Below are 21,694 nucleotides of genomic sequence, written 5' to 3'. Positions count from 1 at the left end.
AAAGGCATGAAAGTTTAAGAGGCGAGGCTGTTGCGTTCTAAGACAGCTTGTTCAAATAATTGTTTTTCTTTTGCTTTATGTTCAACTGAGAAGCGAATTAGAATTACGCTAAATGCAGCTACAGTGACCAAACCACCTAAAATAAACAGGCAAGTCTGAACATCTAATACACCTTTAAGTAAGAAGCCTGCAGCAACAGCACCCACGTTACCACCAGCACCAATAATGCCTGCTACACCACCTAGAGCATCACGATCAATGAAAGGAACCAGAGCGTAGGTTGCACCACATGCCATGTGGGTAAACAGGGCGAAAACGGTCATGCTAATAATGGCAAGCATTGCTGTATTCATCTGTGAGAATACGATTAAGAATAAGCCTTCAAGTAAAACCAATAAGAATAGTACTTTAGTGCGACCATCTAGGCCTTTAGAGATAGCAACTTTGTCAGATACGATACCCCCTAAAGCGCGTGCAAATAATGCAAGTAAACCAAAGATACCAGCAGCTAAGCCTGCTTCTTTTAAGCCCATGTTAAAGTGATCGGTATAGTACATTGCTGCAATATTGTGGATGAAAATCTCAATACCGAAACATGCTCCATACGATACAAATAGGATCCATACACGGTAGTTACGAGCAGCTTGAAGTAAAATTGCTGTTCCACCTTTTTTACCGCTACCCACTTCAATTCCTTGAGCGCGAAGTTCTTTAAAGTTCCCTTGTGGACAGTCTTGAGTAAATTTCCAATACAGCATCCCAACGATCACCATCATGATCCCTGGTACAAGGAGGGCAATACGCCAGCCCATTGCTTGTTCAACACCAAACATTAGGATTGCACCCAGAATAAGTGGCATTAATGCTTGAGTTGCGCCTCCACCTGCATTGCCCCAGCCAGCAGCCGCAGCATTTGCAGTACCTACTACGTTGGGTGCAAACATCACACTAGTATGGTATTGGGTAATAACAAAACTTGCTCCAATTGCACCAATCAGCAAGCGGAAGAATAAAAATGATTCATAGGTATTGGCAGAAGCAACACCAAACACAGGAATGCTGCCTAATATTAGAAGTGCTGTATACGTTTTTCTAGGGCCATATTTATCACATAATGGACCAACAATAAGACGGATTAGAATGGTAATGGCAACCGCAGCAATATTAATATTCGCGATTTGGTCTTTGGTTAAATTAAATTCGCCTTTAATCACAGGCATCAGCGGTGCACAGGCAAACCATGCGAAGAAACAAACAAAGAATGCGAGCCAAGTCATATGGAAAGCGCGCATTGCTGGCGTGGAGAAACTAAAGAGTTTTATTTGTGTTGCTTTTTTTGCTTCGCGATTAATTGTTGAAGACATAAGCCATCCCCTGAACTGAACGTAAAAGTGATTGCAAATAAAAGATAATTTGCAAACCGATCAGAACGGACATCTTTGGCCGTCTATATAGTTGAGGAATCTACGTTGATTTCTCATGTTGTCTAAAAAGCAAACAGTATGCCAACACATAAAATAAATGAAAAAAATCGGCTTTATTGGCGATAGAACGTGTTTTTAGTGGGATGTTTAAACATTTTCGTTGGGGGAAGGGAGTGTCTTAATCACAGTTTGTGGATGTGATTTAATGATCAAAAATAATTCGTATGAAAAAATGGTCAATAAAAATGCATCATAAAAATGCATATTCTAAAATAATTTGATGATGTACATCTTCATAACACTCCATGATTCATCATAATCCTCATGGAGCATTTGAGGTTCAAATATGTAAGCTTAGAAGCGATAACCTAGGCCTGCATAGGCAAGAATCGGGTTAATTTCGATATCTGCTTTTGATTTAATCAACTCGCCATGCGTGGCATCTTTTACTGTAATAGTCGTTTCATTTTTAAGATGGGCATAAGATACAGAACCCACTGCAAACCATTTATCATTAAAGTCATAAGTGAAACCAACGGTTGCAATGGGAGCAAAAGCATCGGTTGCTTCCAACTCCACTTTAGGGTCCGCTGAACTGGTTTTACCCTCAAGTGATGCGCCTGCATTACCTTCTTTAATATTGGCAATCATATGACCTGCTGCAATGAGATCTTTCTCTGTTTGCGGGTTAATTTCCAACTCATTAAAGTAAGCGTACATCAACCCAACACCAACATAGGGGCGGAATTTATTTACCCCCGTTTTACCAAAGTGATATTGGAACTCGAAAGCAGGTGTCCATGCACGTGCTGATGCTGCTGGACCATTTGCTTCTAAGTCAGTAATGAAAATATCATTTTCAAGTTCTAGGTTTCCAAACACTCCGCCTAAGGGTTTCGCTATCGCAGAAAAAGGTGCATAAATTTTCCCTTTACCTTGTAAGTCAACTTTAGGTGGAATCCCAGCTTTCATTTCAAAAGAAATATTATCGGTAAAGAAGTAGTTGGTCATGATGCCAAGCGTTGTAACATCATCAGCTTCTAAACCAGTACCCGGATTATCCCAACTTTCTAGGCCGTGAATTTCGGCTGTGCCACTCAAGGCACTTGGAATGGTATCTAAAGTATTCAGAGCGACTTGTAAGACTGGTGAGGGGGTAAAGCCCTCTTTTAAATTGTCTTTTACCGTTTGGGATTGGACATCTCCGACCGTTGCTGTCTCACCTTGTTTAACGGCTGTATTGACACGGAAGGGTTGGGCTTTACCTTGCGGCATAACATGTAAAGCACCGACAGATACAGAGAAACGTTTAAATCCATCACCATCTTGTAGACTAAAATAAGGTGAATCTGCATGCGTGAGTATAGGTAAGGTAGCAATAGACGTTGCTACGCAAAGCAATGTTTTTTTCATTTTGGGACTCCATGTCCAATGAGCTATTCGTTTTTATAGAGCGTATTATTAAGCTTGAAATTAGAATAAAGCTGTTGTTTTTAAAGGATATGTGTTTTTGACATTTGTGAATGTCAAAATGAGATTTGTGTGATCGTGTTACTTAGTTGCACGCTTTGTTACAGAAAACTGATCCTGTTTGAACATGGATATTCAGGTATTACAGCAACTAGCTAGCTGTAAATTAAGAAATAAATGTAAAGTAAAATGTTTAACCCACCATAAAAAAGACCACCATGTGGTGGTCTTTTTGACAGTCGGCATTGTATTTCATGCCAATGACAGCATTTAAGCTTGAAAACGAGATAAATCTTCTTCAGGACGCGCTGTTAAGATTTCAGCGCCTGTTTTAGTCACTAAAATGGTATGCTCGTATTGTGCTGACAAACTATGATCTTTGGTGACGACTGTCCATTTATCGCCCAATAGTTTGGTTTTCCAGTCACCACCATTGACCATAGGTTCAATGGTAAAGGTCATGCCTTCTTCTAAAATCATGCCTGAGTTGGGTTGACCATAGTGTAAGACTTGAGGTTCGTCATGGAACACAGTCCCAATACCGTGACCACAGTATTCACGCACCACGCCAAAACGCTCTGATTCGACATATTGTTGAATGGCATGACCAATATCCCCAATGGTCGAACCGGGCTTCACTGTCGCTATTCCACGGTACATCGCTTCTTGTGCTACTTTACATAACCGATTCGCAAGAATAGAGGTTTCACCACCCACGATGTACATCATGTTGGTATCGCCGTGGAAACCATCTTTAATAACCGTCACATCAATATTTAAAATATCGCCTTTTTTCAACACTTTTGCATCTGACGGAATGCCGTGACAGACCACATGGTTTACTGAAGTACAAATCACATGTTGGAACGCAGGGCGACCCGGCGCTGCGCCGTAACCTAAACATGCTGGAATAGCGTCTTGTTTATTGACAATATAATCGTGACAAATCGTATCTAACTCAAGTGTAGTTACACCTGGTTTAATATGTGGCTTGATCATATCCAAGACTTCAGCCGCCAGTCGTCCAGCGACACGCATCTTTTCGATGTCTTCAGCGCTTTTGATGAGTCGACGGGGTGCTTCGTAAGTACTGTTCATGATCTCTAAAAACTTTTGGAAATTTGTGTGTGACTATGGTATAAATAGCCGCCCATTTTATCAAATGCTTTTTCGTGAATATATTTATGTCAAAGTGATGAATGGGCTTTAAAAATCCGCACATATATCGACACATTTCTCTGGGTGCCCTTTGGGGTGGAGGATGCGGATATATGGAGGCCTAACCCAAACTTTAAGGTAAAGAAAATGGCAGATTACAACGTAAGCATGCGCGACCTTCTTCAAGCAGGCGCACACTTCGGTCACCAAACACGTTTCTGGAATCCAAAGATGCGTCAATACATCTTTGGTGCGCGTAACAAAATTCACATCATCAACCTTGAGCACACTGTTCCTGCGTTAAATGATGCTTTGAACTTTGTTAACAACCTTGCTAGCAAAAAGAATAAAGTATTGTTTGTTGGTACTAAACGTGCTGCTTCTAACATCATCCGTGAACAAGCACAACGTGCTGGTCAACCTTATGTTGATCACCGTTGGTTAGGTGGTATGTTGACGAACTGGAAAACACTTCGCCAATCTATCAACCGTCTTAAAGACCTTCAAACTCAATCTCAAGATGGTACTTTCGCTAAGCTTACTAAACGTGAAGCTTTAGAGCGTACTCGTGAGATGGAAAAACTTGAACGCGCTTTAGGCGGTGTTAAGAACATGGGTGGTTTACCTGACGCATTATTCGTAATCGACGTTGATCACGAAGCTATTGCAATCAAAGAAGCTAAAAACCTTGGTATTCCTGTAATCGGTATCGTTGATACAAACTCTAACCCAGACAACGTAGATTACGTTATTCCGGGTAACGACGATGCGATCCGTGCAGTTACTCTTTATGCTTCTGCTATGGCTGATGCGATTCTTGCTGGTAAAGAATATGCTCAATCACAAGCAAATGCACAAGCTAAAGGCGAAGAAGCACCTGCTTCTGAGGCTTAATGCGTTTGACGTAAGCTTGTCATTTTTGCGACATGTGATGGTGGCAAAGTAAGCGTCATGTATGCAGACGGCCCAAGAGATAGCTCTGGGCCGTTTCTGTTCTAAAAAGAATTCATTTTCTACCGTATTTTAGGAGATTGACATGACTGCAGTTACAGCAAGCATGGTTAAAGAATTGCGCGATCGTACTGGTCTTGCAATGATGGAATGTAAAAAAGCATTAACAGAAGCGAATGGTGACATCGAGCTAGCGATTGATAACCTTCGTAAATCTGGTCAAGCTAAAGCGGCTAAAAAAGCAGGTAACATTGCAGCTGACGGTGCAATCACAATTGCTCAAGAAGGCAATAAAGCAATCCTTTTGGAAGTAAACTGTCAAACTGACTTCGTTGCTAAAGACGAAAACTTTGCTGGTTTCTCTGCTCAAGTTGCTGCTGCTGCGTTAGCTGCTGGTGAAACTGATGCTGCTAAAATTGCTGAATTGAAACTTGCAGATGGCGTAACTGTAGAAGAAGCGCGTATCGCTCTTGTTCAAAAAATCGGTGAAAACATCCAAGTTCGTCGTGCAACAATCGTTGAAGGCGACAACCTTGCAGTATACAAACACGGTCTAAGAATCGGTGTTGTTGTATCTTACGCAGGTGATGCTGCAACTGGTAAAGGTATTGCAATGCACGTTGCTGCATTCAACCCAGTGGCTGTAACAGAAGCTGACGTATCTGCTGAGCTTATTGCTAAAGAAAAAGAAATTGCTGAAGCAAAAGCAATTGAATCTGGTAAGCCTGCAAACATCGTTGAGAAAATGGTCACTGGTTCAGTTCAAAAGTACTTAAATGAAGTTGTACTTGAGAACCAAATGTACGTTATCGACAACGACAAAAAAGTTTCTGATGTGCTTAAGTCAACTGGTACTACAGTTGCTCAATTCGTTCGCTTTGAAGTGGGTGAAGGTATTGAGAAGAAAGCTGAACTTTCTTTCGCTGAAGAAGTTGCTGCTGCTCAAGCTGCTGCAAAATAATTGAAAAATTATTTTGAGTAAAAAAAGCCCCATTGGGGCTTTTTTTATACAATAAAAACGAAATAAAGGAAAAATACATGGCAAATAAAACAAATCTAGGTATTGGTGCAGTGATCGTGGTTTTGGTTGCTGCATATTTTGGGATTGATCTTCAAGAAAAACAGCTTAATACTTCAACTTCATCATCCAATCTAGAAAGATCGGCTACACATCGGGAAGTGCAAAACTCTGGGTCTGATGATGCTGCAAAAATTGCTCAAGCCTTTCAAAACCAAAAAAGTAATGTTCAAGTTCAATCTCAAGGGCGAGTGGTGGCTGTACTGAAAGATGACAATGATGGCTCTCGTCATCAAAAGTTTATTTTAGCGTTGCCGAATAATATGACAGTTTTAGTTGTGCATAATATTGATCTAGCTCCAAGAATTGATCGTTTGCAAAAAGGGGATACGGTCAGTTTTAATGGGGAATATGAATATAGTGAAAAAGGTGGGGTCATTCACTGGACGCATCGGGATCCACAGCAACGTCATGTGGATGGCTGGTTAAAGCATCAAGGAAAAATCTATCAGTAATAGAGCAATTTTGTTCTATACGTTTTACTGAATCACAGTATGCTGAGTGGTTCAGGAGAAGCTAACTCATGCACAAAATCAGATCCAGTGAATTTGTAAATTATCATCATGTTCAAGAACTTGGTGGTCTTGAGATGTTAAAAGCCTCCTATCAACATACTCAGTTTTCAAAACACACGCACGAAGGCTACTGCATTGGTTTGATTGATGAAGGTGCGCAATCTTTTTTACGCACAGGAAATCAGCATATTGCACCGCAAGGCGATATTATTTTAGTCAATGCGGATGAGGTGCATACGGGTTCATCTGCTGTTGAAACAGGTTGGTGTTACCGAGCAATTTATCCGACCCCTGAAATGATTCAAGCTATTAGTCAGGATTTTTTTCATGAAGCTGGTACTATGCCGTGGTTTCCACAAGCTGTGGTGCATGATGAGGGACTGGCAGAGCAGTTGAATTTACTGTTTGATTTGTTATTGCAGCCTAAAAATATACTGTTCAAGCAGAGTTTGTATATTTCAACTTTAGCATATTTATTAAGTCGTTATAGCCAGTCTAGGAAAACATTAAAAGATTTACCTGAAGCGCAGCGTAAGGTCGTGCTGATTCAGGAGTTACTCGAAGCCGAACCAGAAAAAGAGCACCAACTTACTGAGTTGGCGGCTGTGGTGGGGATGAGCCCTTGGCATTTGCTACGTCAATTTAAAAAGTTTACTGGACTTCCACCTCACGCATGGTTGATACAGTTTCGTTTACGTAAATCATTATCTTTGCTAAAACAAGGTTGTGAGATTGCGACAGTAGCACAATTGTGTGGCTTCTCCGATCAGAGTCATTACACACGTCATTTTAAAAAGGCATTGGGCTGTACACCAGCACAATATATGGCACATAAAATCTAAAATAACAGCAATTTCATACAAGAAAGTCATTTCCTCAATCTTGCATATTAATTCCTATGGATAGAAATCATAGGGTTTTTCATGCAACAACAAGCGATACAACCACAAAGTCTAAGTTTTCTTCGGGGCGTACAGGACATGCTACCTCTGTCTGTTGCTGTGATTCCATGGGGAATATTGGCTGGCTCAGCTGCGATTAATGCGGGATTGAGTGTGATGCAAGCTGTGGGAATGTCAGCTTTGGTATTTGCTGGTGCTGCTCAATTGGTCAGCTTGAGTATGCTGATGACAGGTGCATCTTTGCTGAGCATTATTTTGACGGTATTTTTTCTGACTAGTCAGCATTTTATTTATGCGTTGAGTTTAAGAGAAGATGTGAAGCCATGGTCATTAAGCCGGAGACTCAGTATTGGTTTTTTGCTGACCGATGAACTCTACGCCACCGCAATGCTAAAACAAAAGCCATCTTATGCTTATATGTTGGGGGCAGGATTCAGTTTTTATGTCTGTTGGGTAGGGTTTAGTTTAGTCGGCATACTGCTTGCAAATACAGTGCCTGATCTTTCAAATCTACATTTGGAGTTTTCAATAGTGGTGGTGTTCTTGGTGATGGCGGTAATGCTGATCCAAAATAGAGCTGCAATTTACGGTGTCATTGCATCATCACTCTCTGTTTTGCTGTTGAGTTGGTTGGGTGTGAAATCAGCCATCTTGTTAGCCGGTTTTACAGGTATGTGGGTTGCTGCGATGTTTGATCGTTCGGAGTGCTGAAGATGACTTGGTTATTTGTTTTTAGCTTAACTTGTGTGACTTTTTTTAATCGGTATTTATTTTTAGAGCCTAAAACTCAAATTCGACTGCCTAAATTTGCGACACGCATGCTGAAATATGCAGCGCCTTGTCTCATGGTTTCGATTTGTTTGCCACTGGTTTTTTTTGAGGATTCACAGTGGAAAGGGATATTTCAAAATAGCTATTTTTATGGGGCAATTTTTACCTTGTTGATCACCCTTTTGACCAGAAAGTTATTGCTCAGTATTTTACTCAGTTTAGGATTTTTTTATGGTCTGAATCTGTTATTCGATTTTTAGCATTTCATGAGCAAATAGACCCATAAAAGACCGAAAAAAGGATGAAAAAGTGCAAGAGTTTGATCTTTTTCATCGCTTTTAAATTTATATTGTTCTAAATGCGCACTGTTTGCGATTTTTACACTGTTTAGCAATTTGACGTAGCTTTGATTGGGAATATGAAAATATTGAAAATTGAGCAAATGAGGGGTTGTTTGAGAACTTTGAAGAAAGAACAGCATTTTCTTTAGCATTTGTAAGCATAAAATGCTTCTATTTATACAAAAATCAGTAGAGCTCTAACACCTGCCATATCGTAAAAAAGAAGCTGAATTCACATGCGAATTTGTCAAATAGCTCTGAATTCGAGAATAGATAAAATCACGCTTCAAAGTGGATGAAAAATAGCTTTGAATATACAAAAAATGAATTAAGAACACATTAGCTCGGCTAAACCTACAAAGTTACCAAGATTGTGAGCACAGCCAACTCAAAAACTGGAGCGATTGGATTTTTTTATTCGATGTAAACATGGTTTTGAGCGATGTTAAAGCATCGAGATAGAACGGCTAAGGATCATCTGCAGTCATTTGTATAAAGACTAGGTATTAAAAAAGCCACATTACTGTGGCTTTACTGTCAAATACGTGTTGTAGGTCTGAATCTTAAGAGTTTGGTCCATCAATACGTTCAATGCTAACTTTCGCAGTACCTGAATTGGTAATACCCAATTGTTTTGCTGCGCCGTAAGATAAATCAAGTACACGGTTACCGTGGAAAGGACCGCGGTCGTTAACTTTAACCACAACGCTCTTACCATTGGTTTTATTCGTTACGCGGATATAGCAGTTTAGTGGCAGGCTACGGTGTGCAGCAGTTAATGCATTCATATCGAATGTCTCACCACTTGCAGTTTTACGACCATGGAACTGACGACCATACCAAGAGGCCATACCGGTTTGGCTAAACTTACGTACTGTATTTGATGCAACAGTATTTAACTTTTCAATCACTGAAGGCTCTTCTTCAGGGATTTCAATTTTTGCAGCGATTGTTTCGCGGCGAATTTTATCGCCTGAACGTTCAGTGATTGAAAGGCTATTTAAATTTGAGAAGTGTGAGTTGAAGCCTTGAGCATCTTTATTTAAGACACGTGCAGCTAGACGAGAGTTATCATTATCATTGGTAAATGATGACTGAACCATCTCTGCTTGCGATTGGCTCAGCACGATGGTCGAGGCAATGGCCAGTATATATTTAAGTGATGACTGCATTTATAAACTCCAAAAGACAACGCTTTTTTCTTTAAACTAAGTGGCTGAAAGATAAAAAAACTTGCCTGTTAATTCACTTTTGCAACAGCATTTGACGAAATGGATAATATTCATGCAGTCATAAGCATGTCTAGTGTTTAATTAAAATAATGATAAAAACTACATAAACTGAACGTTTTTTGATTAAAAAATAATCAATATTGTAACATAATATTAAAAATGCCGAATTTTACATCATTTTTAAATATTTTTTTGTTGACATTTTAATCTTGAGTAAAAATCTAGCCTTATCGGCTAGCAATTTCAGCCCCTAACTGCCACACCGCAGTCGCATACATACGACTCTTATTGTAGGTTGTGATCACCTGAAAATTAGGGTAGGTAATGTAATAACTTTGCCCATAGTTTTCCTGTAGTTGGATCACATTCACCATATCTAAATCATCAATTTTCACAATCGGATTGGTGGGTTGAATGCCCTGATTTTTCAGCACACCATAAGGTGTCGGTAAGGTTAAATCTTTGGCAATCACAGATTCAGGATTAGAACCACTATAGCGTGCTGCGAATCCAATTGGCTGATTACGTTGCCAGCCATGATTTGCTAAATAGTTGGCAATTGAGCCGATAGCATCCACTGCTGAATTTCGTAAATCGACATGACCGTTACCGTCATAATCCACCCCAAACTTTGGAATGTTGCTTGGCATAAATTGTGGGTAGCCCACCGCACCCGCGTATGAACCTACAACCGAGTTGGTTGGCACGCCATCTTTATAGCTCCATGCGATTAAAGCACTGAGTTCATCTTGGAAATATTGCTTACGGCGTTCGTAACCAAAACCTAAAGTCGCTAAGGCATCACGAGTCACAAAATTACCTTTATTGCTCCCAAAACCTGTTTCTACCCCTAAAATGCCGAGAATGACGGACTGGGGTACACCAAATTGTTGTTCGGCACGGTTTAGGGTATCAGCATATTGTTCTTTAAAGCGGACACCACGTTGAATGGTGCTTTCAGCCATAAAGTTGGTTTTATATTCGTACCACGGTTTGCTTTCACCTGGACGATTCATAATGTTAATAATATTGGGCAAGTTTTTAGAGCCATTCATGGCCCAATCGACTTGTTCAGCAGACAGTCCATAGTTTTGCATGGTTTTTTGCTTGAAGCTGATATAGTCAGGATGAGAAGCGAAATCGTTGGCTTGGCAAAAGCTGGTGATTGACAAAGCGCCAATCAATAAAGGTAAACGTTTAACTTTGTTATAAAAGTTTAAATTTAACATAGAAGTCTAATTTCCAGAGTCATGATGGGCCGTGGACCAAAGCGAATAGAGCGAAGCTCTAAACTACGCATTTATATTATGTCGAAATTCTTGTGAACAGAGTCTAGTTTGGACAGGCTTTAAGATAACACTGTCTGTACTAAAGCGGGCAAATAGGGATACAAAAAAAGACAAACTCAGCCTATATATAAGGCAGATCAAGGAAAACAGGATAGAGCTTCATAGATTTTTTAGTGTGACGGTATAAGTCAAGTTTTACTCATTGATATAAAAAGCTCGGTATCTACATGTAAGCCCATTTTTTATTGAAGACTTTATGGCAAAAGTATGCATTTATACAAAACGTAAGGAATTACAGCTTAGAAACAAAAATGACCCTATATAAATAGAGTCATTTGATCTGAAAAGTCGCGAAAGGCTTTTAGTCTTTAAGCATGAAATAAAGTGTCGTGATACTCAGCTAAAGCTAAAAGTTCATCTTTGGTTAAATTTGGGATGATTTTATTCGCTGCAATATGAACCGCTTTAATGACAGCCGCAGAACCGATATCGGCTGCTTTACGCTTGATCATGCCCAAATCGAGGGTTTTATTAAAGTCATTCATAAAGTGGCGTACAGTCGCTTCAGCAAACTGTTTATACAGTTCGGTTAACGCGGCTTTATCTACTTCATTGCCTGCTTTAATTTCAGCAAAATTATATTTGAGGCTGGTCACTAAGCTTGCATCTAAAGCTTCACCCACACGGAACTGACCTTCAGCATCTTTAAACAAGCTTTTTTCAGAAAACTGAATTGAAGCTTGCACTACGTCGTTTGATGCTTTGCCTAAGAGTTGCTTCAACAAAACCGCAACTGTTGACTTAATATAGCCAGCCAGTTTTTCCGCTGTATCTCGTTTATCACTCGGTGGAAAACGGCGTACTAACTCAGTTAAAATGGCATCAATAATTTCATCATTGATCAGTAGTGCTGTTTTGTCTCGAAGTGGATATAAAGGTTCACTTGAGTCTTTCTTCTGCTGAGCAGTTTGAATAGTCTGTAAAAGTTCAGTCGATGGAATAAAACCAAAAAATGGCATCGTGTATTAACCTCAATGTTCTTTATTTTATTGTCGCGCCAATCGAATTGGGCGGGGCATCCATGACACATCAGACACACGACACGGATTAATATCTAAACCACCACGGCGTGTATAAGCTGCGTACACCATCAGCTTTTCAGGTTTCAAATTTTGCCAAATATCGGCAAATATTTGTTCCACACATTGTTCGTGGAAGCCGTTGTGCTGACGGTAAGAGATAATATAAGCCAGTATGCTGTTATAACAAGGCTTTTTACCTTTATATCTGATAAATACCGTACCCCAATCTGGTTGTCCAGTGACTGGGCAGTTACTTCTGAGTAAATGCGAGTAAATCTGTACTTCAACATCTTCAGCAGCGCTATCCAATGCCAACAGATTTGCATTGGGATGATTTTCCAGTTGGGTTGGAATCAGTTCATCAATACAGATGCCTTCAGGCTGACTAACTTGCACATCATCAACATGAAACAACTCAATACTCACATCTGCACCAGCCGCCGCCGATAAATCCTGTTCAACCGTTGCTTTAAATGCAGCTTTAGACTCAAACTGAGTAAAGTTCATGCTATTAAAGTAGAGTTTTAATGACTTTGACTCAATGAGATTGGGCGAGGTGGCAGGCAGACTGATGCGACCAATAGCAACTTGCGGAACACCGTGGTGATTTAGCCAAGAAATTTCAAAAACATGCCACCAGTCTTTACCTTGTTGAATACCTTCAACATGCGCATAGTGCTCACGTGCAGTGGCACGGGCAATAGGAAAAAGAATGTCGGGTTGATAAGTTGTTGGGTAATTGGTGTCTTTACCCAAAAGAGAATGTTCTACACTCATTATTCACGCATTCCTGAACCACGAGAAAGTAAATAGTAAGCAATGCCATAAAGCACTGCACAACATATAGTCATAACGGATAGGGAGACGACGACGTTAACATCGCTATGACCTAAAATACCGAAACGAAAAGCATTGACCATATATACAATCGGATTGATCAACGATAAATTTTGCCAAAAAGGGCTGAGTGCTGAAATGGCATAAAATACGCCGCCTAAATAAGTTAAAGGCGTCAGCACAAAGGTTGGGATGATGGAGATGTCATCAAAAGATTTCGCATACACAGCATTGATAAAACCACCCAGTGAAAATAAGAACGAGGTGACCAAGACGGTGTAAATGGTAACAAACCAATTGGTAATATACAGGTCAGTAAAAAATAAACTCATAGCCGTTACTATAATACCGACCAAGACCCCACGACAGACACCGCCTAAGACAAAGCCCCATAAAATGGCATGCAAAGGTACAGGACTCATGATCAGCTCTTCAATACTTTTTTGAAATTTGGCACTAAAAAAGCTCGAAGAAACGTTAGCATAACTGTTGGTAATCACCGCCATCATAATCAGTCCAGGGACGATGAACTGCATATAGCTAAAACCGCCCATCTCACCAATACGAGAACCGACCAAATTACCAAATATCACAAAGTACAAACTCATGGTAATGGCAGGTGGAAGTAAGGTTTGCGGCCAGATACGCATAAAGCGGCGAATTTCTTTATGCACCAGAGTATATAAAGCTACGCTAAGTTGATTTAAGTTCATGGCGTAGTTCCTTCGAGATTTTTTTCGACCATCTTCACAAACAGTTCTTCTAAACGGTTGGATTTGTTCCGCATACTACGAACTTGGATCCCTTGCGATTCGAGCAATTGAAATAAGTCATTGAGAGTATGTGCTCTATCCATAGTCACTTCTAGAGTCACGGCGTCGACTAAGTGGAAACGAACCCCAATAATGTCGATATGAATCGGCTCAATCGGTGTGGCCAAATCAAAAATAAAGGTTTCCTCATTGAGCTGATTGAGGAAATTTTTCATGCTGGTGTCTTCTTTAATCACACCACGGTCAATAATGGCAATTCGACGACATAGCATTTCCGCTTCTTCTAAATAGTGTGTCGTTAAAATGATCGAGGTACCTTTACTGTTCATTTCTGTGAGGAAGTCCCACATCGAACGACGCAGTTCAATGTCAACCCCTGCGGTAGGTTCATCTAAAATAAGGAGTTTTGGTTCATGCATCATGGCACGGGCAATCATCAGGCGACGCTTCATACCACCTGAAAGCATGCGAGCTTGAACACCACGTTTTTCCCATAAGCCGAGTTTTTCTAAATATTCTTCGGCACGAACTTCTGCAATTTTTTTAGGAATACCATAATAGCCCGCTTGTGTGACTAAGATATCGAAGGTTTTTTCAAACTGACCGAAGTTAAACTCTTGAGGTACAACTCCTAAGCACTGTTTGGCTTGAGAAGGGTGGGTGTCGAGATTATGTCCAAAAATTTCGACAGTACCTGCGGTTTTCTTGGTCAATGAGCTGATAATACCAATCGTTGTAGATTTGCCTGCACCATTTGGTCCAAGAAGGGCATAGAACTCACCTTCAGGAACAGTTAGATTGATGCCTTTTAAGGCCTGAAACCCATTTTTATAGGTTTTGGACAAATCTCTTAACGTCAATGCATCAGTCATGAAATTCTCGAATGATTAATAGTGGCACTATTGTGAGCGATTATGCCTAATAAACCAAGTAATCTACTCGCAATTCTGTGTTGCAGATATGGAACATTGTATAAAGCATAAGCAGGAAAATCACTCTAAGCTATATAGATGCTTTACCTTGTGATTTTTTTTGATATGATGTGCTCGCGCGCTCATAGCTCAACTGGATAGAGTACAGGTCTCCGAAGCCTGTGGCGTGGGTTCGAGTCCCGCTGAGCGCACCAATTTATTGTTATTTATCAATGACTTACATTTTTATACATGTGTATTTAAATGGGTTTTTGAGGGTGAAAATTCCCATATCATTCCCATCAAAATTAAAAAAACAGTATGAAAAACATTCAAAAGCCTAAATTTAGGTAAAATTGAAAATATTCGGGGACTATCGTTTTTTTGAAGTAATAAAGTAATATTTTCTTATAATTATATTTAATACAATAACTTATAGTATTTTTAAGATGTAATTTAGAGGTAATATGTTAGTAATTAATTACTGTAAAAATTAGTTAGATTTAACCTGATACCATGCTAATAAAATCAATAACTTATAAAATATTACCTAGAATATTACAAAAAATTACACTTTAATGTAATCATGTTTATTTATATATTTCAGTAACTTAAATTTTAAAATTACTTTATTACTTCAAAAAAAAATCTATGACCTAGAAAACACATTTATTTGTGCTCAATAGATGGGAATGCATTAGATTATGTTCGCAATAGTTATAAGACTGAATATTTATTCTCTCTTGTCTTAGCTCAACTTTTATCCAAACAGTCAAACATGTTTATCTGTAGTGAAATGCAGTATTAAAAAAGCTTCTCGAAGTTTGAAATGCCCTAATCACGCCCTATGTTTGCCTGATTTTTTCTTATGTCTGGCCTTGCAGTAAAACAGCCACATTTAGAGAGGGCAGGTGGGGTGGGGCAACTGCGCGGGGCAAGGTGTGGGGTGGATATAGGTGAGAATTATTCTCGTTTGTTCTTGGGGTCAAAAAAACCCGCGATGTACGCGGGCATTTTTATTGAGGAGTGGTTATGCGATTTGAATTTTCAATTCTTTGCCTAATGCTTTGAATGCATCTTCAACTGCTTCAATTTTGGTACCATGTTTTAATGATAACAATCTATCGGCATTTTTCTGTATACCGCCTAAGCGTCTAGCAAGTTCTGCTTTAGTCACTTTCTGATCTAACATTTCGTTGTATAGATAGATTTTTGAAGCAACCAAAACAGGCACATGAATGAGATACTCACCATCCTCCTGATCTGTTGGTAAAGGAATCATCTTGCGATCATCCATATACATCATAAATACTGTCTCGATACCTTCCAAGGCTTCAGATAAAGCCTCTTCCAATGAATATCCAACACTATTTAATTCTGGTAAATCACGAGCACTTACAAGAAAGGCATCGCCTTCTTGCACAATTTTCACTGCATATTTCATCTTATAAATACCTCGACTAATAGTACGAGTTTAAACCTAAAAGCTACATAGGATTTGAGGCTAAAGCCCCAAATCCTTTTTGATCTTTAAACGAGTGCCCTCTGGTATCTCTTTCTTGCCGTGGTTGGGGAAAACACTTTTCTTACCGTTTAACTCAATAATCATGTGTGAACCCTTTCCCTTGCGCAAAATAACAACACCTTGTGCTAGAAGCCATCGTTTAAATTCGTTGTAGCTCATAAGCTTCACCTTGTTTAAACAATAACTTATTATAAGACAAATTTGTCTTATTGTCTACTTAAATTAAGACAATTTTGTCTTATTTATTGCTTGCAATATTATCTATATGGAGCGAAAATCTCTGTCGTAAAGTTAATTAAGTTATTGTTTTTGGATGTTTTAATTATGAAAAATCAATTAATGAATGAACAGATTTTGAAAGCTCAACTCAAGCTTGTGCAATTAAATGAACTGTTAATGATGCTTAAAGAAGAAGAGCATACTTATTTAACTGGTGATATAGAAAAAGTAAATTATGATTTACAAGTGATATTGGAACGAATGAGTCCATAAAAAAAAGCCCTTAGGGCTTTTTTTAGGTCTTAGTGTTTACAATTTATTTTGATTTGATTAATCCATACTCTTTGAACTTAATCACCTCATCACCCGCCCATTCATTAAACTGAAGTAGACGCGATTGCAATGGCACAATTTCATTGTGATAAAACACTTCGGTAGCAGATTTAATATCACCAAATCCGCCAGCATTACTTGGAACGATACCCATCAACTGTGGCGGAATACGTAAAGCAGCCAAAGTATCATCACGTGTAATTGACTTAATATTAGTGAAATCATCCTTTGCTGCAATCTCGGAAGTTGGGATGACTTGAATACCATCCTTTTTCCCATTTGGACTGTAATAAAACAAGTTTCGGAAATTCCCTGGTCCTTTACTTTCTTTTAATGCTGTACGTAGGGCAGTAATGTCATTTGGATCGCTAGCAGGATCATTTACATAAAGAATAAATCCAGCATGGGAACCATTGTTGTAATACTTACGACGAAAGAGAGTAGCAGATTCATTCAGCCAAGCACTTTGCAAAGCAGAAATATATTCAGGCGTACCATAAATTTCTTGATCAACATCAGTTTCCCGAATTTGACAAATGCGGTCTTGGGGAAATTCATGCTCTGTATATCCGCGATGTCCTTGATCTAAATAAAAGTATTGCCCTTTATTTTCCCCTGCTCTTGTATATTTTGCTAAAGCAGGTTTGAACTCAATTGTATTGTTCAGGCGTGAGCGGACGTCTTCAACATAAGTATTTCCGCACCAAATAAAATCCAATCCGACTTGTTCAAAAGACTGTCGGCTCATACGTGTGTGTGGCACAAATAAGTTGGCTAAAAAATTCCGTTTGAAAATAATCCCACTGCTTAAATACGGTGTTGATTTCCAGCTCTTTGATAGACCTTCTAGACTGACTTGCGGTTCGTACCAACGACCATTAAACCAGCATTCCATGTAGTTTGATAAATCATTTCCATTCAATACTGGAACAGCATCACCAAAGGAGAATGCTTCCGTTTTCTGAGAAACTGTTTGTTGTAATGGCTGCGGTAATAAGTTTAGTGCTGAGGTCATTAAACTTTTGGCTGTTGAAAATGGGTTCATGAGTAAATCTCCAAGACGGAAGTGTTTGTTTCTGTAATGCCAGCCAACGGTTCGTTATAGATTGCATGCATTAGCGCCCAAGCGAGATCGGCATGTCCTATGTCTTCTGATCGACCAGCAGTAAACGTGATTTGTTTTTGACTAGCTGTAATTGTTTTTTTGATGCTCATAAGGGACTGAGTTAAATCCTTATCGCCTGCATCGTATTCAAGTCGTCCATTGCGGATGACATCTAAGGTCTTATAAACAAGTTGGGCTTTAACTTCTGGTGAATATTTAAATGAATGAACAGCAGGAAAGAACTGACGGACAAGTTCTGCAACACCTACGCCCATTCCTGTTGTATCAATACCGATGTAAGTTACGTTGTAGCGTAAAGTGATACTTCTGATATGTTCTGCTTGTTGGGCAAAGTCATCGCCTTTGAACTGGTGACGTTCTAATACACGGAACTTACCGCCCGCAACAGCAGGAGGGGCAACTACAACTAAGCCAGCATTATCTCCAGTCAAAGCGGGATCGTATCCAACCCACACTGGTTTGTTAGCATAAGGGCGTGAATGCCAAACTTTGAAATCAGACCAAGTTTCTAAACTGTCCACCATGCAGTGCTGAAGCATGTTTAGCGGGAACATGGATTGACCATCATCCACGAATTCACACATCAACAAGTTTTGAAAGTCATCTGCAGAGTATTCAAAACGAAGATCATCAATATTGAATAGATCGCATCCGCCTTCTTCAGCATCCAAAATGGTGACAATTTGTCGCCAAATCTTGTCCTCGCAAAGTCGTCCTTTTTTCAGAGCAGAATGCGAGACATCAATTTTAACTTGCTTGTTTTTCGGACGACCTTTGTTGAATCGTTCACCCGTCCAGAATGAATGTGCTTCATGGGTAATAGTTGATGGTGTAGAAAAATAGGTTTTACGCCATTTCTTATGCAAAGCCATTGCCGATGCAACTTTTTCCAACTCATTAAATCCATGAGTCCAGAAAAATTCATCGAAATAAAAGTTACCGTGGTGTCCTTGTGCTGTACGGTAATTTGTACCTAAAAACAAAAGCTCTGCACCATTGGAAAGAACAATAGGATCACCCGTGAGTTCTACCCCACAAACATCAGCTGCAAAGGCTTTGATGTAATGCTTAAAAATATGCGCTTGGGCTTTTGAAGCCGACAAGAAAATTTGATTTCGACCAGTTTTCAAAGCATCAATCAGAGCTTCACGAGCAAAATAATAAGTTGCACCAATCTGCCGACTTTTTAGAATTGCACGGGAACGTTGATCCATTGCCCGATACCAATTCCATTGGTAATCAAACAGGTTTTCCTCAAACGCCAGCACCAATTCTTCGATTTGTTCTTCGGTAAAATGGTTAGGTATTTTTTTACGTGGTGCGGTATTTCGTTTACGGATCTCAGGGTTTAAGTCTGCTTCAGTACCATCATTTCGATACTTCTCAATTCGGGCAAACTCTTTATATGCCCGCATCAATGCATCAATTTCTTTAATGTCACCTGACGTTTTTTTATTTTTAAGAATGAGCATCATCAGGCGAAGAGACAAAGCATTTTCTACACGATTTTCGGGCTTTTCTTTTTCCCAATCTTCACGTGTTTTCCATGCCTGAACTGTTCGCTCATTTTCGTTCAGTACTTCTGCAATATCGACAATTTTCCATCCAAGCCAATATAGGAATTTGGCTTTCAGTTTGTTGTCCATAATCAGATGTAAGTTTGCTATTGGAGATAAATCATTCATTGCCAAGGGCTGTTTGCTTTCATGTGCAAACATTGGCAGTACCGTGTCTTTTTAGCAGTCTGATTAATTTGTATGTGAGTTATATACAAGGAATTCGGATTGCAGATGGCATGCAAGATTGCCCATTCTGCACCTATTCGAAAACGTGATTTATATCCGACAATCAATTTACTGAATAGGTTTGCAAATGGGCAAAGAAGATAAAAAATATAAATCCAAGTGGTTCCGCATCGCTGTAGCAGGGGACACTACGGATGGACGTGAAATTCAAGCCGATTGGATTATCCAAATGGCTGAAAACTATGATCCAAACACCTATGGTGCCCGTATCAATGTCGAGCACATTCGTAGCTATTTACCAGATGGTACCTTTGGTGCGTATGGTGATGTCATTGCACTCAAAACAGAAAAAGTCACCATCAACGGTGAAGAAAAGGATGCACTATTTGCACAAATCGAACCAACAGATAGTTTGATTGCCCTCAATCAGAAAAAGCAAAAAGTCTATACCTCCATTGAAGTAGATGAGAACTTTGCTAAAACTGGTTCTGCATATCTAATTGGGCTTGCTGTGACTGACAGCCCTGCATCATTAGGCACAGAAATGTTGAGTTTTGCTTCTGGTGCTACAGTCAATCCATTCAATGAACGTAAGTTACGACCTGAAAACTTATTTACCGCTTCTGTTGAGACCAAAATCGAATTTGAAGAGGTCAAAGAGCAGCAATCCTATTCCGCAGGCTTGATCCAAAAAGTAAAAGAAATGTTTAAAAAACAAGAAAAAGGCGAGAAAAAGTCTGCGGAGTCTTTTTCAGAACAGGAAGAAGCCATTTTGGAAATCGCAACAGAAACTGCAAAGCAAGGTGAGGTTGTCTCTGATTTGGAAGAGAAATACGGCACTTTGAATCAAGAACATGAGCAATTGAAAAATGATTTCAAAGAGCTGAAAACCAAGCTCGATAGTGAGCCAAACGATGAATCTCGTCCAAAATCTGGCAATTCAAAATTCACAGAAGAAGTTGACTGCTAATTCAACTTTATAAATATAAGAGCACAAATTATGCGTAAAGAAACTCGATTAAAATTTAATGCTGCAATGCAGAAATTGGCTGCAAAAAATGGTGTTGAGTCTGTCTCCCAAAAATTCACAGTTGCGCCAACTGTGCAACAAACACTGGAAGATAAAATTCAGCTCTCTTCAGCATTTTTGCAACGAATCAATATTTTCCCTGTTTTAGAACAATCATCATCTGCTGTTGGTCTTGGTATTTCTCGTCCAATTGCTTCACGTACCAACACAGATACAACGGATCGTCAGGCCAAAGATCCGACCAGTATGGATGAGCGAGTATACTTCTGTCGTAAAACCGATTTTGATACTGCCATCAAATATCAGAAGTTAGATCAATGGGCGAAGTTCCCAGACTTCTATGCACGTTTTTCGGGTCAAATCCATAAGCGTCAAGGTCTTGACCGCATCATGATTGGTTTTAATGGTACGTCTTTTGCCGCGACCACAGACATTGTGGCCAATCCAAAATTGCAGGATGTCAACAAAGGCTGGCTGCAAAAAATGCGTGAAGAAAATGTGGCACGTGTCCTTTCTTCAGGTGCAGCACAGGGCAAAATTACTATTGGCAAATTAGGTGACTACAAAAATGTAGACGCTTTGGTGATGACCTTAGTTGATGAAATGATCGATGAAGTACACCAGGACAACCCTGATCTTGTGGTGCTTTGTAACCGTAAAACTGTAGCGGATAAATACTTCCCATTGGTCAACCAAGATCAGCCGAACTCTGAAAAGCTGGCTGCAGACATCATTATCAGTCAAAAACGTATGGGCAACTTACCAGTCTATGCAGTGCCGTACTTCCCTGAAGATACCATCTTAGTCACCACTTTCGATAACTTATCGATTTATGTGCAAGAAGGATCTCGTCGACGTACCGTCATCGATAACCCGAAGCGTGACCAAATCGAGAACTACGAGTCTTCAAATGAAGATTACTACATCGAAGATTTAGGCCTTGCTGCGATGGTTGAAAACATCGAAATCTTGGCGGGGTAAT

General features: G+C 39.6%; 22 protein-coding genes and 1 tRNA gene. 10 read left to right on the top strand and 13 right to left on the bottom strand.

From position 1 onward, the window contains the following. Window positions 1–14 precede the first annotated feature (14 nt). The 3 genes from B9T36_RS02380 to map form a co-directional block, all read right to left on the bottom strand. The gene (locus B9T36_RS02380; RefSeq protein ID WP_086207974.1) at window positions 15–1,364 is read right to left on the bottom strand and encodes an MFS transporter; all 1,350 of its coding nucleotides are present in this window, start codon (window positions 1,362–1,364) and stop codon (window positions 15–17) included. A 414-nt stretch (window positions 1,365–1,778) separates the two neighbouring features. Further along, window positions 1,779–2,837, bottom strand: a complete 1,059-nt coding sequence (locus B9T36_RS02375) for an OmpW/AlkL family protein (protein ID WP_086207973.1) — start codon at window positions 2,835–2,837, stop codon at window positions 1,779–1,781. Between the two features lie 327 nt (window positions 2,838–3,164). Beyond that, window positions 3,165–3,992 carry a type I methionyl aminopeptidase gene (gene map, locus B9T36_RS02370; RefSeq protein WP_086207972.1) on the bottom strand — a complete coding sequence of 276 codons (828 nt, stop codon included), beginning with the start codon at window positions 3,990–3,992 and terminating at the stop codon, window positions 3,165–3,167. A 207-nt stretch (window positions 3,993–4,199) separates the two neighbouring features. Between map and rpsB the strand changes: the two genes are divergently transcribed. The 6 genes from rpsB to B9T36_RS02340 all read left to right on the top strand — a co-directional run bounded on the left by rpsB (window position 4,200) and on the right by B9T36_RS02340 (window position 8,529). Then, window positions 4,200–4,946: a 30S ribosomal protein S2 gene (gene rpsB, locus B9T36_RS02365; protein WP_086207971.1), complete on the top strand. Its 747-nt coding sequence runs from the start codon at window positions 4,200–4,202 to the stop codon at window positions 4,944–4,946. 142 nt (window positions 4,947–5,088) lie between these two features. After that, on the top strand, window positions 5,089–5,964 hold the full coding sequence (gene tsf, locus B9T36_RS02360; protein WP_086207970.1) for a translation elongation factor Ts: 876 nt from the start codon (window positions 5,089–5,091) through the stop codon (window positions 5,962–5,964). 77 nt (window positions 5,965–6,041) lie between these two features. Then, complete coding sequence (locus B9T36_RS02355; RefSeq protein ID WP_086207969.1) at window positions 6,042–6,536, top strand: DUF3465 domain-containing protein; 495 nt, start codon at window positions 6,042–6,044, stop codon at window positions 6,534–6,536. A 68-nt stretch (window positions 6,537–6,604) separates the two neighbouring features. Beyond that, a complete protein-coding gene (locus tag B9T36_RS02350; protein WP_086207968.1) occupies window positions 6,605–7,438 on the top strand; it encodes an AraC family transcriptional regulator in 834 nt (277 codons plus the stop codon). Between the two features lie 81 nt (window positions 7,439–7,519). After that, window positions 7,520–8,209: an AzlC family ABC transporter permease gene (locus tag B9T36_RS02345; RefSeq protein WP_171264392.1), complete on the top strand. Its 690-nt coding sequence runs from the start codon at window positions 7,520–7,522 to the stop codon at window positions 8,207–8,209. A 2-nt stretch (window positions 8,210–8,211) separates the two neighbouring features. Continuing rightward, window positions 8,212–8,529 (top strand): AzlD domain-containing protein, encoded by a 318-nt coding sequence (locus B9T36_RS02340; protein ID WP_086207966.1) that lies wholly within the window; start codon window positions 8,212–8,214, stop codon window positions 8,527–8,529. Window positions 8,530–9,173: 644 nt separating this feature from the next. Here B9T36_RS02340 and B9T36_RS02330 read toward each other — a convergent pair. The 6 genes from B9T36_RS02330 to B9T36_RS02305 all read right to left on the bottom strand — a co-directional run bounded on the left by B9T36_RS02330 (window position 9,174) and on the right by B9T36_RS02305 (window position 14,695). After that, on the bottom strand, window positions 9,174–9,782 hold the full coding sequence (locus B9T36_RS02330; protein ID WP_086207964.1) for a septal ring lytic transglycosylase RlpA family protein: 609 nt from the start codon (window positions 9,780–9,782) through the stop codon (window positions 9,174–9,176). Window positions 9,783–10,069: 287 nt separating this feature from the next. Then, the gene (mltB, locus tag B9T36_RS02325; RefSeq protein ID WP_086207963.1) at window positions 10,070–11,071 is read right to left on the bottom strand and encodes a lytic murein transglycosylase B; all 1,002 of its coding nucleotides are present in this window, start codon (window positions 11,069–11,071) and stop codon (window positions 10,070–10,072) included. A 428-nt stretch (window positions 11,072–11,499) separates the two neighbouring features. Then, window positions 11,500–12,150 carry a hypothetical protein gene (locus B9T36_RS02320; protein ID WP_086207962.1) on the bottom strand — a complete coding sequence of 217 codons (651 nt, stop codon included), beginning with the start codon at window positions 12,148–12,150 and terminating at the stop codon, window positions 11,500–11,502. 27 nt (window positions 12,151–12,177) lie between these two features. Beyond that, entirely contained in the window at window positions 12,178–12,990 is an 813-nt protein-coding gene (queF, locus tag B9T36_RS02315) for an NADPH-dependent 7-cyano-7-deazaguanine reductase QueF (RefSeq protein ID WP_086207961.1), read from the bottom strand. Next, window positions 12,990–13,763: an ABC transporter permease gene (locus tag B9T36_RS02310; protein ID WP_004982514.1), complete on the bottom strand. Its 774-nt coding sequence runs from the start codon at window positions 13,761–13,763 to the stop codon at window positions 12,990–12,992. The genes queF and B9T36_RS02310 overlap by 1 nt, the downstream gene beginning before the upstream one ends. Continuing rightward, complete coding sequence (locus B9T36_RS02305; RefSeq protein WP_086207960.1) at window positions 13,760–14,695, bottom strand: ABC transporter ATP-binding protein; 936 nt, start codon at window positions 14,693–14,695, stop codon at window positions 13,760–13,762. The genes B9T36_RS02310 and B9T36_RS02305 overlap by 4 nt, the downstream gene beginning before the upstream one ends. Window positions 14,696–14,873: 178 nt before the next feature. Here B9T36_RS02305 and B9T36_RS02300 point away from each other — a divergent pair. Further along, window positions 14,874–14,949, top strand: a tRNA-Arg gene (locus B9T36_RS02300). 815 nt (window positions 14,950–15,764) lie between these two features. Here B9T36_RS02300 and B9T36_RS02295 read toward each other — a convergent pair. Together B9T36_RS02295 and B9T36_RS02290 are read right to left on the bottom strand one after the other, a co-directional pair. Beyond that, entirely contained in the window at window positions 15,765–16,178 is a 414-nt protein-coding gene (locus B9T36_RS02295; RefSeq protein ID WP_086207959.1) for an antitoxin, read from the bottom strand. Between the two features lie 60 nt (window positions 16,179–16,238). Then, window positions 16,239–16,418, bottom strand: coding sequence for a type II toxin-antitoxin system HicA family toxin (locus B9T36_RS02290; RefSeq protein ID WP_016168155.1), 180 nt, complete (start codon window positions 16,416–16,418; stop codon window positions 16,239–16,241). 165 nt (window positions 16,419–16,583) lie between these two features. Between B9T36_RS02290 and B9T36_RS19010 the strand changes: the two genes are divergently transcribed. Then, a complete protein-coding gene (locus tag B9T36_RS19010; RefSeq protein WP_171264380.1) occupies window positions 16,584–16,751 on the top strand; it encodes a hypothetical protein in 168 nt (55 codons plus the stop codon). Window positions 16,752–16,794: 43 nt separating this feature from the next. Here the strand turns inward: B9T36_RS19010 and B9T36_RS02285 are convergent, their stop codons facing one another. Both B9T36_RS02285 and B9T36_RS02280 read right to left on the bottom strand, forming a co-directional pair. Further along, window positions 16,795–17,856: a phage portal protein gene (locus B9T36_RS02285; RefSeq protein WP_086207958.1), complete on the bottom strand. Its 1,062-nt coding sequence runs from the start codon at window positions 17,854–17,856 to the stop codon at window positions 16,795–16,797. After that, entirely contained in the window at window positions 17,853–19,622 is a 1,770-nt protein-coding gene (locus B9T36_RS02280) for a terminase large subunit domain-containing protein (protein WP_086208245.1), read from the bottom strand. Before B9T36_RS02280 ends, B9T36_RS02285 begins: the two co-directional genes overlap by 4 nt. A 187-nt stretch (window positions 19,623–19,809) precedes the next feature. Here B9T36_RS02280 and B9T36_RS02275 point away from each other — a divergent pair, with 187 nt between their 5' ends. Continuing rightward, window positions 19,810–20,652, top strand: coding sequence for a GPO family capsid scaffolding protein (locus B9T36_RS02275; protein ID WP_086207957.1), 843 nt, complete (start codon window positions 19,810–19,812; stop codon window positions 20,650–20,652). Between the two features lie 30 nt (window positions 20,653–20,682). Beyond that, entirely contained in the window at window positions 20,683–21,693 is a 1,011-nt protein-coding gene (locus tag B9T36_RS02270; RefSeq protein WP_086207956.1) for a phage major capsid protein, P2 family, read from the top strand. Window position 21,694 lies beyond the last annotated feature (1 nt).

The sequence above is a fragment of the Acinetobacter sp. ANC 4204 genome (genome assembly GCF_002135205.1).
Taxonomy (GTDB): domain Bacteria; phylum Pseudomonadota; class Gammaproteobacteria; order Pseudomonadales; family Moraxellaceae; genus Acinetobacter.
Note: the sequence above shows the minus strand (reverse complement) of the source record. Positions and strands in the feature narration are given on the sequence as shown.

Coding starts and splice junctions, on each gene's coding strand:
- tsf (WP_086207970.1), top strand. CDS start 5,089: ATGACTGCAGTTACAGCAAGCATGGTTAAAGAATTGCGCGATCGTACT.
- B9T36_RS19010 (WP_171264380.1), top strand. CDS start 16,584: ATGAAAAATCAATTAATGAATGAACAGATTTTGAAAGCTCAACTCAAG.
- rpsB (WP_086207971.1), top strand. CDS start 4,200: ATGGCAGATTACAACGTAAGCATGCGCGACCTTCTTCAAGCAGGCGCA.
- map (WP_086207972.1), bottom strand. CDS start 3,992: ATGAACAGTACTTACGAAGCACCCCGTCGACTCATCAAAAGCGCTGAA.
- B9T36_RS02310 (WP_004982514.1), bottom strand. CDS start 13,763: ATGAACTTAAATCAACTTAGCGTAGCTTTATATACTCTGGTGCATAAA.
- B9T36_RS02290 (WP_016168155.1), bottom strand. CDS start 16,418: ATGAGCTACAACGAATTTAAACGATGGCTTCTAGCACAAGGTGTTGTT.
- B9T36_RS02270 (WP_086207956.1), top strand. CDS start 20,683: ATGCGTAAAGAAACTCGATTAAAATTTAATGCTGCAATGCAGAAATTG.
- B9T36_RS02280 (WP_086208245.1), bottom strand. CDS start 19,622: ATGAATGATTTATCTCCAATAGCAAACTTACATCTGATTATGGACAAC.
- B9T36_RS02295 (WP_086207959.1), bottom strand. CDS start 16,178: ATGAAATATGCAGTGAAAATTGTGCAAGAAGGCGATGCCTTTCTTGTA.
- B9T36_RS02375 (WP_086207973.1), bottom strand. CDS start 2,837: ATGAAAAAAACATTGCTTTGCGTAGCAACGTCTATTGCTACCTTACCT.
- B9T36_RS02330 (WP_086207964.1), bottom strand. CDS start 9,782: ATGCAGTCATCACTTAAATATATACTGGCCATTGCCTCGACCATCGTG.
- B9T36_RS02275 (WP_086207957.1), top strand. CDS start 19,810: ATGGGCAAAGAAGATAAAAAATATAAATCCAAGTGGTTCCGCATCGCT.
- mltB (WP_086207963.1), bottom strand. CDS start 11,071: ATGTTAAATTTAAACTTTTATAACAAAGTTAAACGTTTACCTTTATTG.
- B9T36_RS02340 (WP_086207966.1), top strand. CDS start 8,212: ATGACTTGGTTATTTGTTTTTAGCTTAACTTGTGTGACTTTTTTTAAT.
- B9T36_RS02380 (WP_086207974.1), bottom strand. CDS start 1,364: ATGTCTTCAACAATTAATCGCGAAGCAAAAAAAGCAACACAAATAAAA.
- B9T36_RS02350 (WP_086207968.1), top strand. CDS start 6,605: ATGCACAAAATCAGATCCAGTGAATTTGTAAATTATCATCATGTTCAA.
- B9T36_RS02320 (WP_086207962.1), bottom strand. CDS start 12,150: ATGCCATTTTTTGGTTTTATTCCATCGACTGAACTTTTACAGACTATT.
- B9T36_RS02285 (WP_086207958.1), bottom strand. CDS start 17,856: ATGAACCCATTTTCAACAGCCAAAAGTTTAATGACCTCAGCACTAAAC.
- B9T36_RS02345 (WP_171264392.1), top strand. CDS start 7,520: ATGCAACAACAAGCGATACAACCACAAAGTCTAAGTTTTCTTCGGGGC.
- B9T36_RS02305 (WP_086207960.1), bottom strand. CDS start 14,695: ATGACTGATGCATTGACGTTAAGAGATTTGTCCAAAACCTATAAAAAT.
- B9T36_RS02355 (WP_086207969.1), top strand. CDS start 6,042: ATGGCAAATAAAACAAATCTAGGTATTGGTGCAGTGATCGTGGTTTTG.
- queF (WP_086207961.1), bottom strand. CDS start 12,990: ATGAGTGTAGAACATTCTCTTTTGGGTAAAGACACCAATTACCCAACA.